This window comes from Photorhabdus laumondii subsp. laumondii (genome assembly GCF_003343245.1).
Lineage (GTDB): Bacteria > Pseudomonadota > Gammaproteobacteria > Enterobacterales > Enterobacteriaceae > Photorhabdus > Photorhabdus laumondii.
Genome location: NZ_CP024901.1, coordinates 4,401,855 through 4,422,629, shown reverse-complemented (window position 1 = coordinate 4,422,629; position 20,775 = coordinate 4,401,855). Strand labels below are relative to the sequence as shown.

Genomic DNA, 20,775 nt, shown 5'->3' with positions numbered 1-20,775 from the left:
TGCTATTTAAATCACATGGCTTTATACCTAATAATTTCATGTAATATTTTATTTTCCGGTATAATTTAATATATTTTCAATGTTAAATATCTATAGGATAATGCATTAATATTTTAATCGCTTATTTTACAATTAGTTGAATAGTTCCTCTTATATTATCTTAAATAATTTAATTATAAATTAGATAGAGATAATATTCACAATAGTGTTTATACCCGTCATCTTTCAAGTTGCCTCTTTGTTGGCTGCACTCGCTCACCCCGGTCACATAGTTACCTATGCTCCCGGGGATTAACTCCCTTGCCGTCGCGATGCATCTTGAAATCCATAGGGTATATAATAATATTATTTGCCAATTAGGGTATGATAAACCTCACGTCTGTCATATTATTGGGATTGGTAAAGATAGTTAATATTTTTCACTTCCTCTTCTGTTATTTCTTTCTATTTCTTATGCTTGATTATATTTTACTTTTTCATCCTAAAAGTATTTAATTGTATTTTTAATATAGATTACATAAGCCATTTTAAATTAATATCATTTTTAATTTTATCTGCTACATTTACCGATTTATTTAAACTGTTCCAATAGATTTTTGATACTGTTACTATCTTTACAGGAGATAGTAATACCTAAATTCCCAATGCATATTTTTATCATTATCGTACTTAATGATTTACTATTTTGGTAGAAATTTTCAATCCCATCTATAACTGATACTTAAAACATTGTATGGTATGTGAATAGCAATGGGGAAAAGGGGCATTTTTATTATGAAAATGGTATTTTTATCAAAAACAACTAACTCATTAAAAGGATGGTAGATGTTTCAGTTTGATATTACTATTATTATCCCTGTTTTTAATGATGAGAATAATATAACCTATTTGTTAGATTCAATTTTTGCACAAGAAAATGTTAATTTTGAAGTCATTATTATTAATGATGGTTCAACAGATAATAGCTTAGAAGTCATTAAAGAATATGAAAGAAAAGATAATAGAATACGGATCTTTAATCAAGAAAATCGTGGTGTTTCAATAGCTAGAAATTATGGCATAAAATATGCGAGAGGTGAGTGGATTTTATTTGTTGATAGTGATGATTGGCTAAAACCACAAATATTAAGAAAATGGCTTGATCACGCTATTGAACAGAGATTAGATGTGTTAATTGGCAATGGAGTTAGTTTTACAAAAGATCCATTCTCACAAGGAAATAGAAGAATAACACGTAGACAACCTTATGGTAGAGTATTAACAGGTAAAGAGTGGATAAAATATTGCGTTGAATGTAGAGAATGGCCACATTTTGTTTGGTTACAACTTATTAAAAAAGAATTAATTATAAATAACCAAATGAGTTTTATGGAAAATATCTTTCATGAAGATATCTTATGGACAATTAATTTGTCACTTATAGCGAATCGAATCGGCTTTTGTGAGGAGCAATTGTATTGTTATCGACATAATTTGCAATCAATAACTCGCTCAAGAGAAAGTAAAAAATTATATCATCGAGCTGATAGTTATATTACTGTGGTTAATTCAATTATTAAAATCTCAAAAGAAATTAAAGGTGAGAAATCGTTAAAAAGATCTCTTAGTCGTCATGCAATTCGAGAGGTTGGTAGTTTTTTTATTTTGTATAGAAAAAAGATACACGATCCAAGCTTAAAAAAATTGCTTGCTAAACGTTTTATTAACCAAATTGCTTTGAGAGATTTATTACCAGGTGTGCATAATTACCATGAACTATGGTTTATTATACGTTGTAATTTAGTCTTAATATTAAGGAGGTTCATGGATGAGTGACTACAATGCTCTATACCCGTCATCTTTCAAGTTGCCTCTTTGTTGGCTGCATTCACTCACCCCGGTCACATAGTTATCTATGCTCCCGGGGATTCGCTCCCTTGCCGCCGTGATCCATCTTGAAATCCATAGGATATATATCTATTTGTTAATTATTATCATTCCCTTACACATAATGATACACCCGCAGAATTTGTTGATGAGCTTGGTATTATATTAAATGTAAGTAATCACCTTATAAAATTTAAGGCTGCGCTATGTGTGGCCTTTTCTTATTCTACTGATTTCGCAGTATTCCTATTAACTCAAAATTAAGGCTACACGGCAGCCTATGGATTCCCATTTATGTGAGTGGGAGTGAAGGATGAAATACATGGATAAACAGCCTGACATCTGGATGCAGCTATGGTTATGGCTGCTGTCAGTCAAAGAACAAGGTATAGGTGCGGCGCTGGCTGCCGCAATGGCTTATCTCAGGGGTCGATATAACGGTGGTAAATTTTGGACGACAATTATGGATTCTATTATGTGTGCCATGATTGCTTGGTTTATCCGTGATGCGTTGAATTTTTTTGGTATGAGCACGGATTTGGCTTACATCAGCAGTGTCATTATTGGTTATCTGGGCACTGACTATTTTGGTCAGATCTTAAGAAAAGTTGTTAATAACAAAACAGGTAATAAACAATAGGAGTGAATTATGAGCAGAGGTATTCGAAATAATAACCCAGGTAATATTCGTTGGGGTGATGACTGGCAAGGTCTGATGCCTGCATCACAGCGTACTGATAAATCTTTCTGTCAGTTTGTTGGTCCTGAATATGGTCTTCGGGCGATGATTAAAATTTTGCATAATTACAATCGGAAATATGGCCTTAAAACAGTGAAAGAGATCATTTCACGATGGGCTCCTACTAATGAAAATAATACTGATGCCTATATTAACCACGTATGTAAAGGTACGGGAGTGACTTGCGATCAGGTTGTTGATGTATTTAATAAAGTATTTATGACAGAGCTTATTAAGTCCATTATTACCATGGAAAATGGTAGTCAACCTTATAGCAATGAGGTCATTGATAAAGCATTTTCACTTTTGTAGAGCGATATTATGAAGTTTAACTCTCGTGGTTATACTGTTATTGCTCTGGCGCTTGCCTCGCTTCTGGCTTATCACTATTACGGTAAGTATACCAAACAGCTTGATACGACAGTTAAGCTACAGAGTGAGTTGCTGGAGCAGCAGAATGAAATCGTTAATCAGCAGGAGCGAATAAGGCTCCTGTCTAAACTGGATAATCAGCATACAAAGGAACTTGCTAATGCCAAATCTGAAATTGATGTTCTGCGCAATGATGTTGCCGCTGGTCATCGTCGGTTGCGCATCGCAGCCACCTGTCATCAAGGCCAAGCCGGCTCCTCCGGCAGCGTGGGCCATGCAGACACCCCACGACTTAACCCAGCAACTGAACAAGATTATTTCGATCTCCGAAGAATGATTGTTGAGAACGAACAGCAAACGAAATACTTGCAAGAATATATCAAAACTCAGTGTCAATAGCTGAGTTTTGATAATGTTATTGCGTAATGTAAAACAACGTAGGTGTGGGTTGGTTATTAGGGCAAGTATGCTTAAGATCGATTAATAATCAAGCAAGGAATACTGTGTTTTGTAATACAACCCGATAACCATCAATATCTTCAAATGTTTTACCTTCAATATCCCAATATGGGTTGTAAGAGGGGACTGCAATAAAGCCAGCATTTTCCATTAATGATATCTGATCTAACCATTCTGAATGGTCTGGTATATAGAAGGCCAATAAATTGTCCTGTGTGGGGGATCTTCCTACTGTTGTGCCACGATGATGCGTAAATTCGAGATGCCAGAGATGATTTGGATGCCCGAGAATGATGCCATCAAAATTTTCATGATTTTCGAATTGCTCCAGGAGAATAAATCCTAAACCTCGGCGGTACATTTCAGCAATTTGAGTTAAATTGTCAGTGGGCCTGGCGATTCTTAGTATAGTAGATTTTTTCATGGTAATCCCAGTTGATAAAGTTTTTGTGGAATATGTCCAATTTTCAGATCTTCTACTGCGATATAAAACAACTGCTAATGGTAGTTGATAAACGTGAAAAGTACAAAGTGGTGATCTTTAAAGTTAAAACAATCTAAAAATATCCGATACTACCGAGCTATTATTTACAATATGATTAAACTTAGGGTTTTATAATTGGAGTTGTTTGATGAATTGATTGTCTATTTTTTTATTTTTTGTCACCATTTCAAGCACCAAAGTCGATGATATGAACACGGATTTGATGTAAGTAGGTATCTGTTTTCTTCACAATGTCATCGAGAGCATGTATCTTGGTCTTGATAAATTCTGATAAATATCCTCACTGTCTTTTATTTGATAGGTCTGCTCTTACTTTCTGTTTGTAATAATATCTTATAAGATATATTAAATAATAAAATAATTAATGAATTTACTACTACTATTATTTAATAATCTGAATTTTTCAAAGCTATTAAGTTGATTTCTATTGTTTTTACCAAGTGATATGACCAGTAGCCTGGAATCTTGCGGCCCTTAAGCAAAATCTTTATATTATATTATATTTTATTATATTATAATCTAGTTTTGTGAGGGGGATTATAATTAATACTATTTTCTGTATTCTTTTTTGTTTATTATTTTTTAAGGATAAATTTCTGATGAATATTAAGGAATTAATTATAGTTCTGGCATTGTCCGGTTCTATGCTATTAGGTGGTTGTACTGTTATGCCTGGGAGTGGTCTTACTGTTTATAATAAAGAAATAATCAATGATGATGATAGTAACTATGATATTAATAATTTGGTAAACGTTTATCCGGTAACACCAAAATTAATTGAAAATTTACGGGTGAATTCTGCTATTGCACGTCCTAATCCTGAGTTAGATAAAGAATTACAACAGTATGAATACCGTATTGGTGTGGGGGATGTCATTATGGTTACTGTTTGGGATCATCCTGAATTGACAATACCGGCAGGACAATATCGTAGTGCTAGTGATACGGGTAATTGGGTGCATTCTGATGGGACGATTTTTTATCCCTATGTTGGTAAACTTCATGTGAAAGGAAAAACGGTCACTCAGGTGCGTACGATGATTACTGATAAGTTATCGAAGTACATCGAATCACCTCAAGTTGATGTCAATATTGCTGCTTTTCGTTCACAAAAAGCCTATGTAACAGGTGAAGTTGCCCGATCTGCTCAACAACCTATCACTAACGTTCCTTTAACCATTATTGATGCGATTAACCATGCTGGCGGCTTAACCGAAAACGCTGATTGGAGGAGGATCATTTTGACTCATAAGGGAAAAGAAACGATTATTTCTCTCCAAGATTTGATGCAAAATGGTGATCTGAAGCAAAATCGTCTGCTCTATTCTGGCGATATCTTATACATTCCTCGTAATGATGATTTGAAAGTGTTTGTTATGGGGGAAGTCAGAAAACAAACCACTCTACGTATGGATCGCAGTGGGATGACGTTGACCGAAGCATTGGGTAATGCTGAAGGTATAGATCAATTATCAAGTGATGCTAATGGCATCTTTGTTATCCGTTCGCTGCGTAATGTACCTGATAATAAGGGGAAAATAGCCAATATTTATCAGCTCAATGCTAAGGATGCGACGGCGTTAGTCCTGGGAACTGAGTTCAATTTGCAACCTTATGATATTGTCTATGTTACCAGTGCGCCAGTTGTTCGCTGGAATCGGGTTATCAATCAGTTGGTGCCAACGATATCAAGCATTAATAGCCTGACTGAAACAACTAAGTGGATTCGTAAGTGGCCGAATTAATGTTCAATTCTATTCTGATTGTTTGTGTGGGTAATATCTGCCGATCGCCAACGGGAGAGCGTTTATTGCGGCAACTATTTCCTCAGAAAGAGATTTATTCTGCGGGAATATCGGCTTTAATTGGTAAACCTGCAAATGAATTCTCAAGTAGGGTTGCGGCTAGACATGGATTATCCTTAGAAGGGCATATAGCGCGTCAACTAACCAGTGAATTATGCCAGCAGTCAAGTTTGATCTTGGTTATGGAAAAAAAACATATTGAGGCTGTAAATAGGATAAATCTAGGGGCAAGGGGGAAAACAATGCTTTTAGGTCACTGGTTAAATGAAATGGTCATCCCCGATCCTTATAAGTCTGATATCGAGGTTTATGAATATGTGTATCAGTTATTATTTAAGAGTACTAATAGTTGGTTAGGGAAATTATAACTTATAAGTATTTTTATATTATGGGTTTGCTGCTTATTAATAAAGTAATTATAGGCTTTTTATGACTACATCAGATAAATCAAGTCACACTCATACGGATAGTGATGAAATTGATTTAGGCCGTCTTCTTAGTGCCTTATTCGATTATCGCTGGGTGATTGGTGGAATCACCCTATTGTTCACCGTTATTGGCCTTTGTTATTCCTTGATTGCGACTCCGATATACAAGGCAAATGCTTTATTGCAGGTTGAAAAGAGAAGTAGTGCATTACCTTTAATCGGCGACATGTCGGATATGCTTTCTGGAAAACCGTCAGATACATCGGCAGAATTGGAGTTGTTAACTTCCCGAATGATATTAGGAAAGACGGTAAAGGATCTAAATTTGGATGTTCAGGTTACAGCGGACTATTTTCCTGTGATAGGTAAGGGCATTGCCCGTCTTCGTGGTATGCCAAAGCCTAATATTGTTATTAAACATTTTACAATATCACCTGAATATATTAATGAAGGGATAAAAATATATGTTGACGATGCAGAAAATTATCGGTTGTTTTTTGACGATCAGGTTTTCCACGGGCAAGTAAACAAAGTATTTGATACCGATGGCATAAATTTGCTTATCTCAAATATTTCAGCTTCTCCAGGGCAAAGTTTCACGTTGGTTAAACGGGGGCAATTGGGTGTTATTCGCGGGCTGCAACAGGCTTTGCGGGTAAAAGAAAAAGGTAATAATACCGGTATTATCTTGCTTGAAATAGAAGGTGATGATCGTGCAAGAATAAAATTGATACTGGATAGTATTGGTAAAAATTACTTGCAACAAAATGTGACAAGAAAGACGGAAGAGGCTGAAAGTAGTCTTAATTTCTTAAAAAATCATTTGCCTAAAGTTAAAATTGAGCTCAATCGTTCTGAAGAGTTGCTTAATCAATATCGTCAAGCGAATGAATCTATCGATTTATCACTTGAAGCAAAATCGGCTTTGGAGACATTGGTCCAAATTGAGAAACAGATTAATGAATTGACGTTCAAAGAAGCTGAATTACAGCAATTGTATACCAAACAACATCCCGCTTATGTTGCGTTGCTTGATAAACGTAAAACTTTGGTTGATACCAAAAAGGAGCTGAATCAGTCAATCAAACGGTTACCTAAAACACAGCAGGAAATTTTACGTTTGACCAGAGATGTTCAAGTTGACCAAGAAATTTATGTGCAGTTACTCAATAAACAGCAAGAATTGAATATCGTGAAAGCGGGGACAGTGGGTAATGTGCGTATTATTGATGAAGCTATTGTAGAAAGTTCAGCGGTAAAACCGAAGAAGTCACTGATTATTGCATCGATGATGGTATTGGGATTTATATTGTCTGCTGGGTTGATTTGCATACGAGTCATGTTTCGTAAAGGAATCGAAAGTCCCGAACAATTGGAAGAGATAGGTGTTTCCGTTTACGCCACTATTCCACTCTCTGAGACTCAGATCAAACTTGACCAACAACAGAAAAAGCGAATTCATCGTCAGAAATTGCGGTTATTAGCTATTCAAGATCCTACTGATTTAGCTATTGAAGCATTGCGTAGCCTTAGAACAACCTTGCATTTTTCAATGATGGAATCTGCAAATAAAATTATTCTTCTTTCAGGTTCTGCTCCTGAATTAGGAAAGTCTTTTATTTCAGTAAATCTTGCCGCTGTATTGGCATTAAGTAATAAACGCGTGCTTTTAATCGATGCAGATATGAGAAGAGGCCGTTTACATAAAGTATTGGAAAGTCCTCAATCTCTGGGGCTTTCTGAATATTTGGCAGGTCAACATCAATTAAAAGGGATTATTACCAGAACGTATCTTACTGAGCTTGATTTTATCAACCGAGGTGCTATTCCGCCAAACCCGTCAGAATTACTTATGCATAATAGACTGAAAGAATTATTATCTTGGGCAGAAGAGCATTATGATTATGTCTTGGTAGATACTCCTCCTATTTTGGCTGTCACTGATGCTGCGATTATTGGGAGATATGCAGGAACTTCATTGTTAATTGCACGTTATCATAAAACAAGGGTTAAAGAAGTTAATGTGACTATTCGCCGGTTTAGACAAAATGGCATTCATATTAAAGGTGTGTTGCTAAACGCGGTAGAGAAGAAGTCTGGTCTCTATTATGATTCTAGCGGATGTTATCAATACAGTTATAAGGATTGATCGCCTTTTCTCCGGCTTATAAGGCCGGAGAAATTTTATCAATGAGCGCTTATTTTCTTTCCTATGTTTCTTAATAGTGAGTCAGTTCGTTCAATTTAACGGAGAGTGGATCATTTTTCCTTTTATCTTACAAGCATAGCTATGGTGAAACCCAGAGACTTTTCTTCTGATGATTTTATAGCTTTACAGTTGTAGAATGTCATTATAAGATGCATTTTAAATGTAATTTATGGTCAAGGAACCTTCTATGAGTGACCTCATTTGTTATAAACGAATACCCATCTGGCAGAAAAATACCCTTCCTGAAATGTTCACTGAAAGGCATAACACAAAAGAGGGGACTTATGCTTGTCTTGAGATCTTTGAAGGTGAACTGGAATTTGTGATTTTCGATGGTGATCAGGAAGAAACTGCATATTTTAATGTACAAAAGCAGCCTCCCATTATTCAGCCACAGATTTGGCATAAAATTAAATGGGTAAGTGATGATATTAAATGCCAGCTCTCTTTTTTATGTGAACCACAATATCTGTTTTATAAACAAAATAATTTGTCATTACCTCACTCTGAAATTATATATTTGGCAAATATTATTTCTCCTTGTAAGACATTAGATCTGGGGGCCGGTCATGGCCGGAATACTTTCTATCTGGCAGAAAGAGGTTATGACGTTACAGCCGTGGATATTAGTCAGCAATGTATTAACACAATTAATGTTATTAAAGAAAAACAGCAATTTAAAAATATCCGTACGGCTGTTTATGATATCAACTCTCACAATATCACCGAAAAATATGATTTAATTATTTCAACTGTGGTACTGATGTTTCTACAACGGGAAAAAATCACCGATATTATTTACAATATGCAAAAACAGACGAATAAAGGTGGTATTAATCTGATTGTTTGCCCGATTGAAACAGATTTTGCACCATATTCATTATTGCCATTCAAAAGTTTCCTCATGCCAGGTGAATTGGAGAATTATTATTCTGACTGGGAAATCATTAAATATAATGAAAACCCTGGTCATCTTCATAAAACAGATGAAAATGGTAATAGAATAAAATTAAATTTTGCTACGCTTCTCGCCAGAAAGCGATGAACGTTACCTTTCAAATTGCCTATTTGTTGGCTGTACTCACTGGGCTAATTACCGGTTTGCATGATTTCGTTATATTGCTGTTGATCTCGGTACATTTGCAGATAGACCTGATATTTGGCTTGATGAAATAAAAATGTCTCTTTTTCCGGTTTGATAATGTTGCCGTCACGTACCATCGATTTTGCTGCTTGAGCGAAGTTTGCAAAGGAACCGCAAGCAACGGCACCTAGCAAAGCAGAGCCAAGATTGACAGCATCCTCTTCCTGAGTGAGATGGATCTCTCGCCCAGTGGCATTGGCATATTCACGTAACCATAGAGGGTTTTTAGTTGCGCCACCACACATAACCAGTCTGTTTATCTGGTGTCCTGCTTCTACTAATGCATCAATAATATGGCGGGTACCATAGGCGATAGATTGCAGTGTTGCCAAGTAATGACGGGCCAGATCATCACGACCATTTGCCAGCGTCAGCCCGCTTACCATTCCCTTGGCATTAGGGTTTGCTCTTGGTGAACGATTACCATGATGGTCACTTAAAATATGAAGCTGTGCGGTCGGGTATATCTCTTGTTTTTCTAACTGTGTAACCGCTTCATTCAGTAGCTGGTAGTAATGATGACCAGATTCCTCGGCTTCGGCTGCCAGCTCCGGCCAGCTATTGTGTTGACGAATTGACCATTCAACTAATGCGCCGGCGGCGCTTTGTCCACCTTCGTTGAGCCAGTAACCGGGTAGCATTGCGCCGAAATAGGGGCCCCAAACCCCCGGAACCATGACAGGATGAGGACTGACAATCATGTGGCAGTTTGAGGTACCGCTGATAATAACCAAGCTGCCCTCTGGATAGGCACCAGTCAGTGCCAATCCGCCGGCATGAGCATCAATAATACCACCGGCGACGATGATTCCTGTGTGCAGCCCAAAATCTTTAGCCACCTCAGCAGTCAGGTAACCTGCTTTTTCGCCAAGTTCAATGATGGTAGATGGAACTTTATTTGTTAAATCTTCTAACCCCACATCATAGAGTAGTTTTTCGCTGAACTGTTTTTGATGAGCCAGATAGTTCCATTTGCAAGTAAGCGTGCAGGTACTGGCTACATCAGCGCCAGTGGCTTTCCACACCAGAAAATCAGCTAAATCAAAGAAACGCCATATATCCTGATAACGTTGAGGAAAGTAGTTTTTTAACCATAAGATTTTCGGTAGTTCCATTTCAGGGCTGATTTCACCGCCTACATAGCAGAGTGCAGGGTCATTGGTTTGATTTATCGTGATGGCTTCTTTTATGGCACGATGATCCATCCACATGATGATATCGTGTTCAGGATTGCCATTTTCGGCCACAGAAAGAGAGCATCCCTCTGCTGCTACCGCAACGAGTGAACAGGTGGCATCGAAGCCGATTGATTTAACATCAATAGGATTAATATTTGCCAGTGCAACAGCTTCTTTTACTGTTGCACATACTTGCGCCCAGATGTCAGCAGAAGATTGTTCAACAAAATCAGCTTTTGGATGAAATTGCTGGATAGGGCGAGCGGAGAATGCATGCCGTTTGCCGCATTGGTCAAAAACCGCAGTACGGACACTGGCGGAGCCAACATCAACACCAATGAAATATTGTTGTTCCACCATGAGGTTATCTCCTTATTCATTAACTCAGGCTGATAAAATGAGTTGAGTGGAACAATAAAACAATGAGGTTATTCAATTATTGTGAGGCGGCTCGAAAAAGATTCGGTAGTTTTATGATGATAGAAAAATATCACATATATTTTTTATTGTTCTTTTTGCTGATGTAATAAATACATTCCGGAGAGTGGTTTGTTTAAAAGGAAAAGCATGATAGGTAGAGTGAGCAAGATATTCTCAGAAAAATCGCTGATAATGTCTATACCCGTTATCTTTCAAGTTGCCTCTTTGTTGGCTGCACTCTCTCACCCTGGTCACATCGTTATCTATGCTCCCGGGGATTCGTTCTTTTGCCGTCGCGATGCATCTCGAAATCCATAGGGTATACTCAATGATCTGTTTCTTAAAAAATCGTTTTTAAAAATAATATTAATCAGTCCATTAATTAACAAAAAACGGAGTATAAAGAATAATATTTTGTTTTAATTAGTTTAAATAATTAAATATTCCAGTAAATTATTTTGATTAAGATAGCGGTTTATACCTAAACATTTTTTAATGTATTAGGCGTGATAAATTTTTGAACATTCTAATCTTAAGATTCTATCAAGTGATATCACTCACAAGTATCAAATCTTTTTCCATTTTTACGAAATTTTTTCTCGCATATTTTCCATAAATATTCTTTATTAAGTTGCTGCGAGTATGTTGTTATTTTGTTATGAAATGTCCGAGGGAATATATGGAATTAATCACAGAATGGCTGAGTGCTATTAACGGGGTAGTATTGGGAGTGCCGATGATGGTCGGTCTTTTGGGGGTTGGGTTGTTCATGCAGCTCCGCCTCTCTTTTCTGCCTATACGTAAATTGGGAACGGGTTTTAAATTACTATTTGAGCGTAATCATCAGCGGGGAGAAGGGCAGATATCACCATTTAACGCACTGATGACTGCGCTTTCTGCCACCATAGGAACGGGTAATATCGCTGGCGTGGCTACCGCAGTTGTATTGGGTGGGCCAGGTGCGCTGTTTTGGATGTGGATAACTGCATTAGTGGGCATGGCAACCAAATATTCAGAGGCGGTACTGGCAGTCCGTTTCCGTGAGGTTGACAAAAACGGTCACTATGTTGGTGGCCCCATGTATTACATAAAAAACGGTTTAGGTAAAAAGTGGGCCTGGTTGGGGACGTTGTTTGCGGTGTTTGGCAGTATTGCTTGTTTCGGTATTGGTAATACCGTACAAGCGAATTCGGTTGCTGATGTGCTGCAAAGTAACTTTGGCGTTTCTACCATGGTAACGGCCATCGTATTGGCAATTCTAGTTGGTGCAGTGCTTATCGGGGGGATTAAACGTATTGCTGATGTCGCCGGTAAATTAGTGCCATTTATGACGGTTGCCTATCTCGCTGCTGGGATTATTGTTCTGGGAATGAATTTCAGTGAAATTCCCGCTGCATTTGTTCTGATTGTTAAATCTGCATTTACACCTGTTGCGGCCCAAGGTGGTTTTGCGGGTGCAGCAGTGTGGGCGGCAATTCGCTTTGGTGTCGCTCGTGGCATTTTCTCTAATGAAGCGGGATTGGGAAGCGCGCCGATTGCTCATGCAACAGCTAAAACTCAAAACCCGATTCGTCAGGGGTTGATCGCTATGCTAGGGACTTTCATCGATACCATTATTGTTTGTTCCATCACTGGCTTAACTATCGTCATTACTGGTGGTTGGTTGAACGGTCAGACAGGTGCGACACTGACAGCGACTTCTTTCGCGATGGCGATTCCTGGTGGCAACTATATTGTCGCGGGTGCTCTGGTAATATTTGCCTTTACCACAATTCTTGGCTGGAGTTTCTACGGTGAAAAATGTACTCAATATCTATTTGGGCAAAAAGCTATTACGCCTTTCCGTGTAGTATGGATTATTGCTTTGATGGTAGGTGCTACTCAGTCATTGGATTTTGTCTGGTTATTGGCAGATACATTGAATGCGATGATGGCAATACCGAACCTAATTGCATTAGCATTGTTAAGCCCAGTTGTTTATCGGCTGACGAAAGAGCATATTAAAGATGTGAATGCAGATAGTATTGATATTAAAGCCAAAATTTAAATAAAAGCCTTCCGTTTGGAAGGCTTTTCTCATCACTGGTTGAGATTATTCTTCACTGGTTTTGATATAGATGTTTTTGACCTGAGTGTAAGCATCCAACATCATTTTGTGTGTTTCTCTGCCAATGCCTGATTTTTTGTAGCCACCAAATGGGGCGTGAGCAGGCAGTTCATGGTAAGTGTTAATCCACATACGGCCAGTTCTGACAGCTTTAGCTACGCGTAGTGCTCGGTCGATATCCTGTGTCCAGACAGCACCAGCCAGGCCATAATCAGAATCATTTGCCATTCTGATCACGTCTTCTTCTTCGCTGAATGGAATCACGGCCAATACAGGGCCAAAAATCTCTTCGCGTGCGACTCGCATGTCATTAGTGACATCGGTAATGATAGTTGGTTGAATAAAGAAACCCTCGTCATAACCTTTTTCAGTAATGCGTTTACCCCCCGTGAAAATGGTTGCACCCTCTTTTTTCGCAATTTCCACGTATTCGAGAATTTTTTCCATTTGTTCCTGGCTGACTTGGCTTCCCATCTGAGTTTCTTTTTCCAATGGATCACCAACCTGGATGGATTCGAATTCTGTTTTCAGCGATTTGAGGAATTCATCATGAATATCTTTATGCAGGAACAACCGGGAACCTGATTCACACGCTTGGCCCTGATTCAGCAAAATAGCTTTGGCCGCATATTTTACTGCTTTTTTCATATTGGCATCAGGGAAGATAATATTGGCTGATTTACCACCAAGCTCCAGTGTTGCAGGGATCAGTTTTTTGGCTGCGGCTTCGGCTACGGTATAACCGACTTTGGTGGAACCAGTGAATGCCACTTTTTCGACATCTTCATGATCCAGAATGGCTTGACCAACGACTGAACCACGACCTGTAACAATGTTAACTACCCCGGCTGGCAGGACTTTATCCAATATTCTGCCCAATTCAAGCAGAGTGATTGATGTCAGTGTTGCCGGGTTAATAACAATGGTATTGCCCGCTGCAAGAGCAGGAGCCAGTTTCCATGCCGCCATCAGTAGTGGGAAATTCCAGGGAATTACCTGTCCGACAACACCAATGGGTTCACGGATCACCAAGCTAAGTGTATTGGTATCCAGAACTGAAGCTTCATCGGTATGGGAACGGATCACACCCGCAAAATAGCGGAACTGGTCAATGCTGGCCGGTAAATCCATATACAGGGATTCATTTAATGGTTTGCCAGTATCCAGTGATTCAAGGATGGCAAAACGTTTTTGTTCTGCTTCTAGTAAGTCAGCAATTTTCAGCAAAGCTGATTGTCTTTCGATTGCGGAGGTTTGACTCCAGGCGTGGAAGGCTTTTTTTGCAGCGCTGACAGCAAGATCAACATCTTCAGCATTACCGGATGCATATTCAGCCAGGAGTTCTCCTGTCGCCGGGTTATAACTTTTGGTCGTTGCTTTGGATACACTATCTACCCATTGCCCACCAATAAGCATTTTGTAGGATTCAACGGGCAACATCTCTTTCTCAATATCGTGTAATCGTTTCATTAACATACTCCGAGTACTTTGGTTTAAGAATAGTTACATCGAGAATCTATCTCACTTAGGTTATTTTATTTTCCATTCTTGTTAGTAAAGAGCGGATGATTCCCTGCATATATACCCGTTATCCTTCAAGTTGCCTCTTTGTTGGCTGCACTCGCTCACCCCGGTCACATAGTTATCTATGCTCCCGGGGATTCACTCCCTTGCCGTCGCGATCCATCTTGAAATCCATAGGGTATAGACTGATTTTTGTACCTTGCCTGCACTCGTTCACCCAGGTTACATAGTTTGCTATGTTCCCGGGGATTCGCTCCCTTGCCGTCGCGATCCATCTTGAAATCCATAGGGTATAATTTCATTATGTGAATATATTTTTGCTTTATATTACTTACCCGAATTTATCTTGTCATGTTTTATATTTTTTTAGCATCAACTATAGTAGATGACAAAATAATAGATGTCTATTAGCATGTTATATAAAATATTAGGTATATTAACGAACGGAAATTATAAGTAAAGGGTGTGATTAAATATCCGTTGGAATATACCAACGGATTGAAAGGTAATATTATTTTGCTGTGACCCAGAATACTCCGTTACCATCAAGGGCGGTAAAAGTTTTATGCAGATATAGGTTGTCAGCTTGTGGATCGATATCTTCAAATAACTTCGGATGCAGGAATTTAGCAATGATCTCAACAGCAATGATGTTAAACGGCGTATCGTAATATTGGTGGTACAGTGCTATTACTTGCTTTTCGCGAAAGGCTCTTAATACGCTTAATTTGGGGCGTGTCAGTAATTTTTTTAGTCGTTCCTGTGACTGTTTTAAATCGCCGGTATAACCTAATGGCACAGAGAAACTTCCAGAGCGAACTTTATCCCAATTTGCGGCGGTCATCAGATAAAATTCAGGATTACTGACGATTAATTGTTTTTCGTTTACCTCACCATCTATACCTGAAAACCAGCGAGCGCCGAGGTTATCACCTCCTGCGGCAGTAACAAATTCACCAAAATTGCCATTTCCGAAAGTTTTACAGCAATGTTCCGCACCTAACATGCCTGCATGGCGTTCGATAAACACCGGAGGGCGCTGTTCTTTACCTAGCGTACCAACGCGTTGATTAATGATTTTCATCCTCTCTTGATAAAACTCAATAAATTTTTGTGCATTTTCTTCTTCGTTGAATACCTTCCCAAGTAAAATCATACTTGGAATCGTATTTGTTAGCGGATATTGATGGAAATCGATAAAGATAACCTGGATGCCCGCTTTTTCCAGTAACATGATGGTTCCACTATCATTGAGCTTGGTTTGAAGACCAATATCAAAAATAACCAGATCGGGTTTATAAGTCAGCGCTTTTTCGACGTTAAAATCACTGTGATAAGGGTTAGGGAATACCGGAATATCCCGCAATTGCGGGAAATCTTTCTCATAAGTAGTTGCCAAATCTGGAGATTTAATTTCTAGTGCATTATCCCAGGCGACAATACCTTTAAGCGGATTATCAGGGTGAAGAATATTCAGGGCAATCAATATCCGGCTGTCAGCCAGCATAACCCGACTGACTGGCGCGTCAATTTTAACCTTCCGCCCAGCAACGTCCTTGACTGTAATGACTTTTGCTTGCGCAAAGACAGGCAGTAATATCAATATGGCAGTCAGAATATATTTTGCAGTGCAGTGGATGAGTGCCATTATTTCTCCTTGGTTTTCGGTGCTGGTTTTTAAATGGTTAAGCGAGGCGATAAACGCAAGTATGATCTCATCTAATTGTGATGGTTCCAACTACATTATTGGTCTGAATATCGGCAGTTACTGTAGTCGTATCTGGATCTGCCATATTGTCGGTTGGTCGGGTGTTTTAAGCATCTGGTCGATTTGGCAGAAAGTCGTTTTTTATGTTGTTGAAGAAATAACAAGTGATCGTATTTTGGCATCGTAGCTGCTAACCACAAGGATAATTATTCTGGAATAACATGATGAGAAAGTTAATTTTATTTGCTATTTTTTATCAATTTGGCTAATTATATATTCCATGGATTTCAAGAATGGATCGCGACGGCAAGGGAGTGAATCCCCGCGAGCATAGATAACGATGTGACCGAGGTGAGCGAGTGCAGCCAACAAAGAAGCAACTTGAAAGATGACGGGTATATACGGTTTATTGCTTCTGTTATTATTCCCTTGTTGAATATTCGGTGGGGGATGAATATGAAAAAATTGTTAGTAATTTGTTTGTTAGGATGTGTATTAGCTGGCTGTGATAGCCAACCTAAAATGGATGCTTCTAATGAAATCGCGTTGAAAGCATCCATTGAAAAAGTAAGAGATAGGCTACCTGATGATAAAAAAGTGAAGTTTGATGAATCAATTCAATCGGCTATGTTTAATAGTATCGATTTTAATGATTTGGTTAAATCAGGTTCTAATGGTGACATGGAAAAATCGAAACAAAAGTTTTATAAATTGCTGGATGGTAAAACGGCTGACCAATTGATTACTGAAGTTGAAAAAATTGAATCTAAGAGATCAAAAAATGAATAATTCCTTCATAGGATTATTCTCATTAAACGGCAAAAGGTGGAAATCTATGCCGTTTTTTTTATTATCATCAGAAACTTAAATGAAACTTAAATGAAACTTAAATGAAAATTAAACAAACTCACTTTCAATTTTGAATTATTACGACTCTTGTTTACAATATGCGCCGCATTCTAAGTGCAGTATCTCGTTAGGCGAGGCTCCTATACAAACACAGGTTGCTGATCTGACGACGTCGAGAGACGCCCAAGATTAGGACAGGATATATCGAACCAAGGTATATCCCCATGTAACTTTCTGATAATTCAGGATACGTTGTATAGTGCTAAAACCGAGACGTAGAGATAGTCGTTGCATTCTCTCATCTGGTTTCGCCCCTATGTGAGTGCTGTTTGAAGTTCACAACAGTAATAGGGACCAACATCATGAAAGTCACATCCCATGAAAAAATGGATGCATTAGCGATTGCTAATCATTCTATTAATGAAATAAATGCTGATCAGCAGCGGAAACATCGCGTGAAAAATGCAGAGACAACGGTCAGCGCATATATGAGCCAATGTTTCATTTCTGTATCTGTTGCTGATTCTGTTTTGTCGGTAAAAAGTCATTTGATTGATCAGCTTGAAGGTGAGCAGATCCCAACTTACTTATATGTTATTGATGCTGAAGGCTATCTTAATGGCATATTACCGGTGAAAGGGTTATTAACTGTAGCCGATGATTTATTTGTGTCAGATATTATGAGGCAAAGCTATTTTTCCGTATCACCGGAACAGTCGCGTCATGATGTTTATAATTTGATAAATCACAGTGGTATGGATAGTGTCCCGGTTACCCATTTTGGTAAATTGGTTGGGGTACTACGATCGCAGGATATTGCTGAGTTGGTTGAAGATGAAAATACGTTGGATGCTCATTTGCAGGGGGCAACTTTACCTCTGGAGCGGCCTTATCTGAGTACCAGCCCAATAACATTATGGCGTAAGCGTGTCGGGTGGTTATTATTACTATTTGTTGCAGAAGCTTATACCGGTGCTGTGCTTAAAGCATTTGAAGATCAATTGGAAGCGGTAATTTCTCTCGCATTTTTCATTCCGTTATTAATAGGAACGGGGGGCAACAGCGGGACGCAAATTACCTCAACTTTGGTCAGAGCAATGGCATTGGGGGAAGTGAGTTTGCGTAATCTATGGGCTGTGTTGCGTAAAGAGATTTCCACTTCATTTTTAGTTGCAATAACGATAGGTTTTGCCGCGCTTATCCGTGCCTGGATATTAGGTGTCGGTATTGAAGTGACGATTGCTGTTAGTTTGGCCATCATTGCAATCACCCTCTGGAGTGCCATTGTTTCTTCCATTATTCCAATGGTATTGAAAAGGCTATCTGTTGATCCGGCTGTTGTATCTGCTCCTTTTATTGCCACGTTTATTGATGGTACAGGGCTGATTATCTATTTCGAAATAGCGAAATTAGTGATGACAGAACTCGTTTAAAATTACCAATAAGATGCCCATATTCATTGGGTATCTTATTGATTTAAAAAGAGTTTTATTTATATTTCATCTGTAATGGTAATTAAAAATTCTTGGTTTTCTGTTTATATTGTTAGATGAAAGAATGCTGTTTAATATCTTTTTATTAGGGGTTTAAATAGGATGTTTATTTAAATTAACTTAATGTTTTATATATTTAATATCGAATTTACTATCAATTAATATGAATAAGATGAACGGGTTTAATAGAGTGAAAATATATATTAAAAATAATTTAATAAAATAATTTATTTTCTATTTTAATGAGTTTATTTATTTAATTTGTAATTAATCGATATTATTTAGATATATTTTCAAATGGTTTATTTTTTAATTTAAAATTTATTTGTGGTGGTGTAATAGGTGTTTTTTATCATATTGAATATGCCTGAGGTTTTAATAAAATTCTATTTTACCCCAGGCATGATTAGTGACGAGCGTCATAAGGACAATTGCGTCCGCAGAAGAAGCCCTTTAAGTTAATAAAAATTTCTCAGGGATATAGTGATAAAGACTATTGACTCGACAATATTCTTCTAATTGAAGAGTGGAGTTTATGTTTATTTTATGATATATCCTGTCCGTATGGTTTTCAATTACACTAGAATCAAGATTCAAGATTATTCCAATTTGATTTATGGTGTATTTCTGTAAGAAAAGGAAAATAATATCCCATTCACGCTCAGTAAAAAGATCTGTCGGTGGTTGGAGTAAAATGGATGAGGGAAGTTTATTATGATATTGATACAGACGGGTTAATGAATAGTCCTTTATCCTCCAGCAATGATATATAACGCCTATACAACTTCCATCTTCATGATAAAAAGGCATCTTTTCACAGAAATAAGATGATAGAATTTGCTCTTTACCAAATATATGTGTTTCAAGTGAGCATATATTTTTCCCTGTTTTCATTACTTTTTGATCATGATGAATATATTCCTTTGCAAATTCAGCGCCATCCCAAGGGAGTTCATGATCATAAAGCCCGCTGTAATCAAATGATTGTGAGAAATTTTTGATAGAACTTAACGCTTTATTACCATAAATAAAACATGAAGAACTATCTTTTATTCCCCAAGGTTCATTACTTATTTCCATTGTATTGATAATCTGAGGTGATATCGTACAGTTCTTCATAAAGACTCCTTAATAATTTGAAGATTAAATAAACGTTCTACTTTTGGATTCCCTCGTGTTTTCTGGGATATAGCAATAAAATTGACTTTTTTCATAAGAATTTTCTAGTTTTATATGTTATGGCAGATCGAATTGTTGTTTATTGTTTTAATTTACTGTTTATCGTATTTAAAACAATGGGTTATAGGTAATACTTGGTAATCTGTTAGTTAAAAAGTACATTTGTTGGTTAATTGATTATCTTACACATTCAGATCCATTCCAAGGAAGCTCATGATTGTAAGACTTTCTCCAATCAAATAATTTTTCAATATTATAAGTAAATTCTTTTGTTGCTAAATTACCGTAAATAAAATATGGATAACCATTTTTTACACCCCACGGTTTGTAACCTTTTTTCCATATATTAATGAATTGTAGAGTGATATTTGATATACCCGTCATCTTTCAAGTTGCCTCTTTGTTGGCTGCACTCGCTCACCCCGGTCACATAGTTCTCTATGCTCCCGGGGATTCGCTCCCTTGCCGTCGCGATGCATCTTGAAATCTATAAGGTATATAAAGTGCATTTTATGTTCTCAATGATATTTTATATAATTAATAATATATTATTACGATATTATCGTTGTGAAATAATTCTTCCGGTTTATCGATTTATTATTATCTAAATATTCAGCAGGCCATATTAAAGAACGGCTATGAAAAACAGCTCTGCTAAATAATCTTCCATATTGAATACCTACCTGTTTTTAATAATAATTTTTTATTATAGGAGAATTAAGTGTAATGTTTAAATGGGACTAGTTACTTAATCATAACCTTAAATTTCCGGTGTTTTAGATAAACCGGA

At 37.5% G+C, this 20,775-nt stretch carries 18 protein-coding genes and 1 riboswitch; of the genes, 12 read left to right on the top strand and 6 right to left on the bottom strand.

Features of this window, described 5'->3' with window-relative positions; genetic code table 11:
• Positions 1–825 precede the first annotated feature (825 nt).
• From PluTT01m_RS19295 to PluTT01m_RS19280, 4 genes are all read left to right on the top strand, one after another.
• Positions 826–1,815, top strand: coding sequence for a glycosyltransferase (locus PluTT01m_RS19295; protein WP_011147891.1), 990 nt, complete (start codon positions 826–828; stop codon positions 1,813–1,815).
• Positions 1,816–2,179: 364 nt separating this feature from the next.
• The gene (locus PluTT01m_RS19290; RefSeq protein WP_011147890.1) at positions 2,180–2,506 is read left to right on the top strand and encodes a phage holin, lambda family; all 327 of its coding nucleotides are present in this window, start codon (positions 2,180–2,182) and stop codon (positions 2,504–2,506) included.
• 9 nt (positions 2,507–2,515) lie between these two features.
• A complete protein-coding gene (locus tag PluTT01m_RS19285) occupies positions 2,516–2,917 on the top strand; it encodes a hypothetical protein (protein ID WP_011147889.1) in 402 nt (133 codons plus the stop codon).
• Positions 2,918–2,926: 9 nt separating this feature from the next.
• Positions 2,927–3,376, top strand: coding sequence for a lysis protein (locus PluTT01m_RS19280; protein WP_011147888.1), 450 nt, complete (start codon positions 2,927–2,929; stop codon positions 3,374–3,376).
• Positions 3,377–3,464: 88 nt separating this feature from the next.
• Here the strand turns inward: PluTT01m_RS19280 and PluTT01m_RS19275 are convergent, their stop codons facing one another.
• Positions 3,465–3,860: a VOC family protein gene (locus PluTT01m_RS19275; RefSeq protein WP_011147887.1), complete on the bottom strand. Its 396-nt coding sequence runs from the start codon at positions 3,858–3,860 to the stop codon at positions 3,465–3,467.
• Positions 3,861–4,540: 680 nt separating this feature from the next.
• Here PluTT01m_RS19275 and PluTT01m_RS19270 point away from each other — a divergent pair.
• The 4 genes from PluTT01m_RS19270 to tehB all read left to right on the top strand — a co-directional run bounded on the left by PluTT01m_RS19270 (position 4,541) and on the right by tehB (position 9,428).
• Positions 4,541–5,686, top strand: coding sequence for a polysaccharide export protein (locus tag PluTT01m_RS19270; protein WP_011147886.1), 1,146 nt, complete (start codon positions 4,541–4,543; stop codon positions 5,684–5,686).
• On the top strand, positions 5,686–6,114 hold the full coding sequence (locus PluTT01m_RS19265; protein ID WP_011147885.1) for an arsenate reductase/protein-tyrosine-phosphatase family protein: 429 nt from the start codon (positions 5,686–5,688) through the stop codon (positions 6,112–6,114). The genes PluTT01m_RS19270 and PluTT01m_RS19265 overlap by 1 nt, the downstream gene beginning before the upstream one ends.
• A 61-nt stretch (positions 6,115–6,175) precedes the next feature.
• Entirely contained in the window at positions 6,176–8,323 is a 2,148-nt protein-coding gene (locus PluTT01m_RS19260) for a polysaccharide biosynthesis tyrosine autokinase (RefSeq protein ID WP_011147884.1), read from the top strand.
• Between the two features lie 247 nt (positions 8,324–8,570).
• On the top strand, positions 8,571–9,428 hold the full coding sequence (tehB, locus tag PluTT01m_RS19255; RefSeq protein WP_011147883.1) for an SAM-dependent methyltransferase TehB: 858 nt from the start codon (positions 8,571–8,573) through the stop codon (positions 9,426–9,428).
• Between the two features lie 44 nt (positions 9,429–9,472).
• Here tehB and PluTT01m_RS19250 read toward each other — a convergent pair whose 3' ends face one another.
• Positions 9,473–11,062: an FGGY-family carbohydrate kinase gene (locus tag PluTT01m_RS19250; RefSeq protein ID WP_041381095.1), complete on the bottom strand. Its 1,590-nt coding sequence runs from the start codon at positions 11,060–11,062 to the stop codon at positions 9,473–9,475.
• A gap of 742 nt (positions 11,063–11,804) precedes the next feature.
• On the opposite strand from PluTT01m_RS19250, the gene PluTT01m_RS19245 reads away from it, so the two are divergent.
• Entirely contained in the window at positions 11,805–13,172 is a 1,368-nt protein-coding gene (locus tag PluTT01m_RS19245) for an alanine/glycine:cation symporter family protein (protein WP_011147881.1), read from the top strand.
• Positions 13,173–13,217: 45 nt separating this feature from the next.
• On the opposite strand, the gene PluTT01m_RS19240 is transcribed toward PluTT01m_RS19245, so the two are convergent.
• A complete protein-coding gene (locus tag PluTT01m_RS19240) occupies positions 13,218–14,702 on the bottom strand; it encodes an aldehyde dehydrogenase family protein (RefSeq protein ID WP_011147880.1) in 1,485 nt (494 codons plus the stop codon).
• Positions 14,703–15,267: 565 nt separating this feature from the next.
• Positions 15,268–16,404: an ABC transporter substrate-binding protein gene (locus PluTT01m_RS19235; protein WP_011147879.1), complete on the bottom strand. Its 1,137-nt coding sequence runs from the start codon at positions 16,402–16,404 to the stop codon at positions 15,268–15,270.
• Here PluTT01m_RS19235 and PluTT01m_RS19230 point away from each other — a divergent pair.
• From PluTT01m_RS19230 to PluTT01m_RS19220, 3 genes are all read left to right on the top strand, one after another.
• Positions 16,394–16,651 (top strand): hypothetical protein, encoded by a 258-nt coding sequence (locus tag PluTT01m_RS19230; RefSeq protein ID WP_041380310.1) that lies wholly within the window; start codon positions 16,394–16,396, stop codon positions 16,649–16,651. The genes PluTT01m_RS19235 and PluTT01m_RS19230 overlap by 11 nt on opposite strands.
• A gap of 269 nt (positions 16,652–16,920) precedes the next feature.
• Positions 16,921–17,253 carry a DUF6694 family lipoprotein gene (locus PluTT01m_RS19225; protein WP_011147878.1) on the top strand — a complete coding sequence of 111 codons (333 nt, stop codon included), beginning with the start codon at positions 16,921–16,923 and terminating at the stop codon, positions 17,251–17,253.
• A 176-nt stretch (positions 17,254–17,429) separates the two neighbouring features.
• Positions 17,430–17,601, top strand: a riboswitch (M-box (ykoK) riboswitch).
• A gap of 74 nt (positions 17,602–17,675) precedes the next feature.
• Positions 17,676–18,746: a magnesium transporter gene (locus PluTT01m_RS19220; protein ID WP_011147877.1), complete on the top strand. Its 1,071-nt coding sequence runs from the start codon at positions 17,676–17,678 to the stop codon at positions 18,744–18,746.
• A 513-nt stretch (positions 18,747–19,259) separates the two neighbouring features.
• Here PluTT01m_RS19220 and PluTT01m_RS19215 read toward each other — a convergent pair.
• Entirely contained in the window at positions 19,260–19,925 is a 666-nt protein-coding gene (locus PluTT01m_RS19215) for a PAS domain-containing protein (protein WP_011147876.1), read from the bottom strand.
• Positions 19,926–20,162: 237 nt separating this feature from the next.
• Positions 20,163–20,369, bottom strand: coding sequence for a hypothetical protein (locus PluTT01m_RS26255; protein WP_041380308.1), 207 nt, complete (start codon positions 20,367–20,369; stop codon positions 20,163–20,165).
• Positions 20,370–20,775 lie beyond the last annotated feature (406 nt).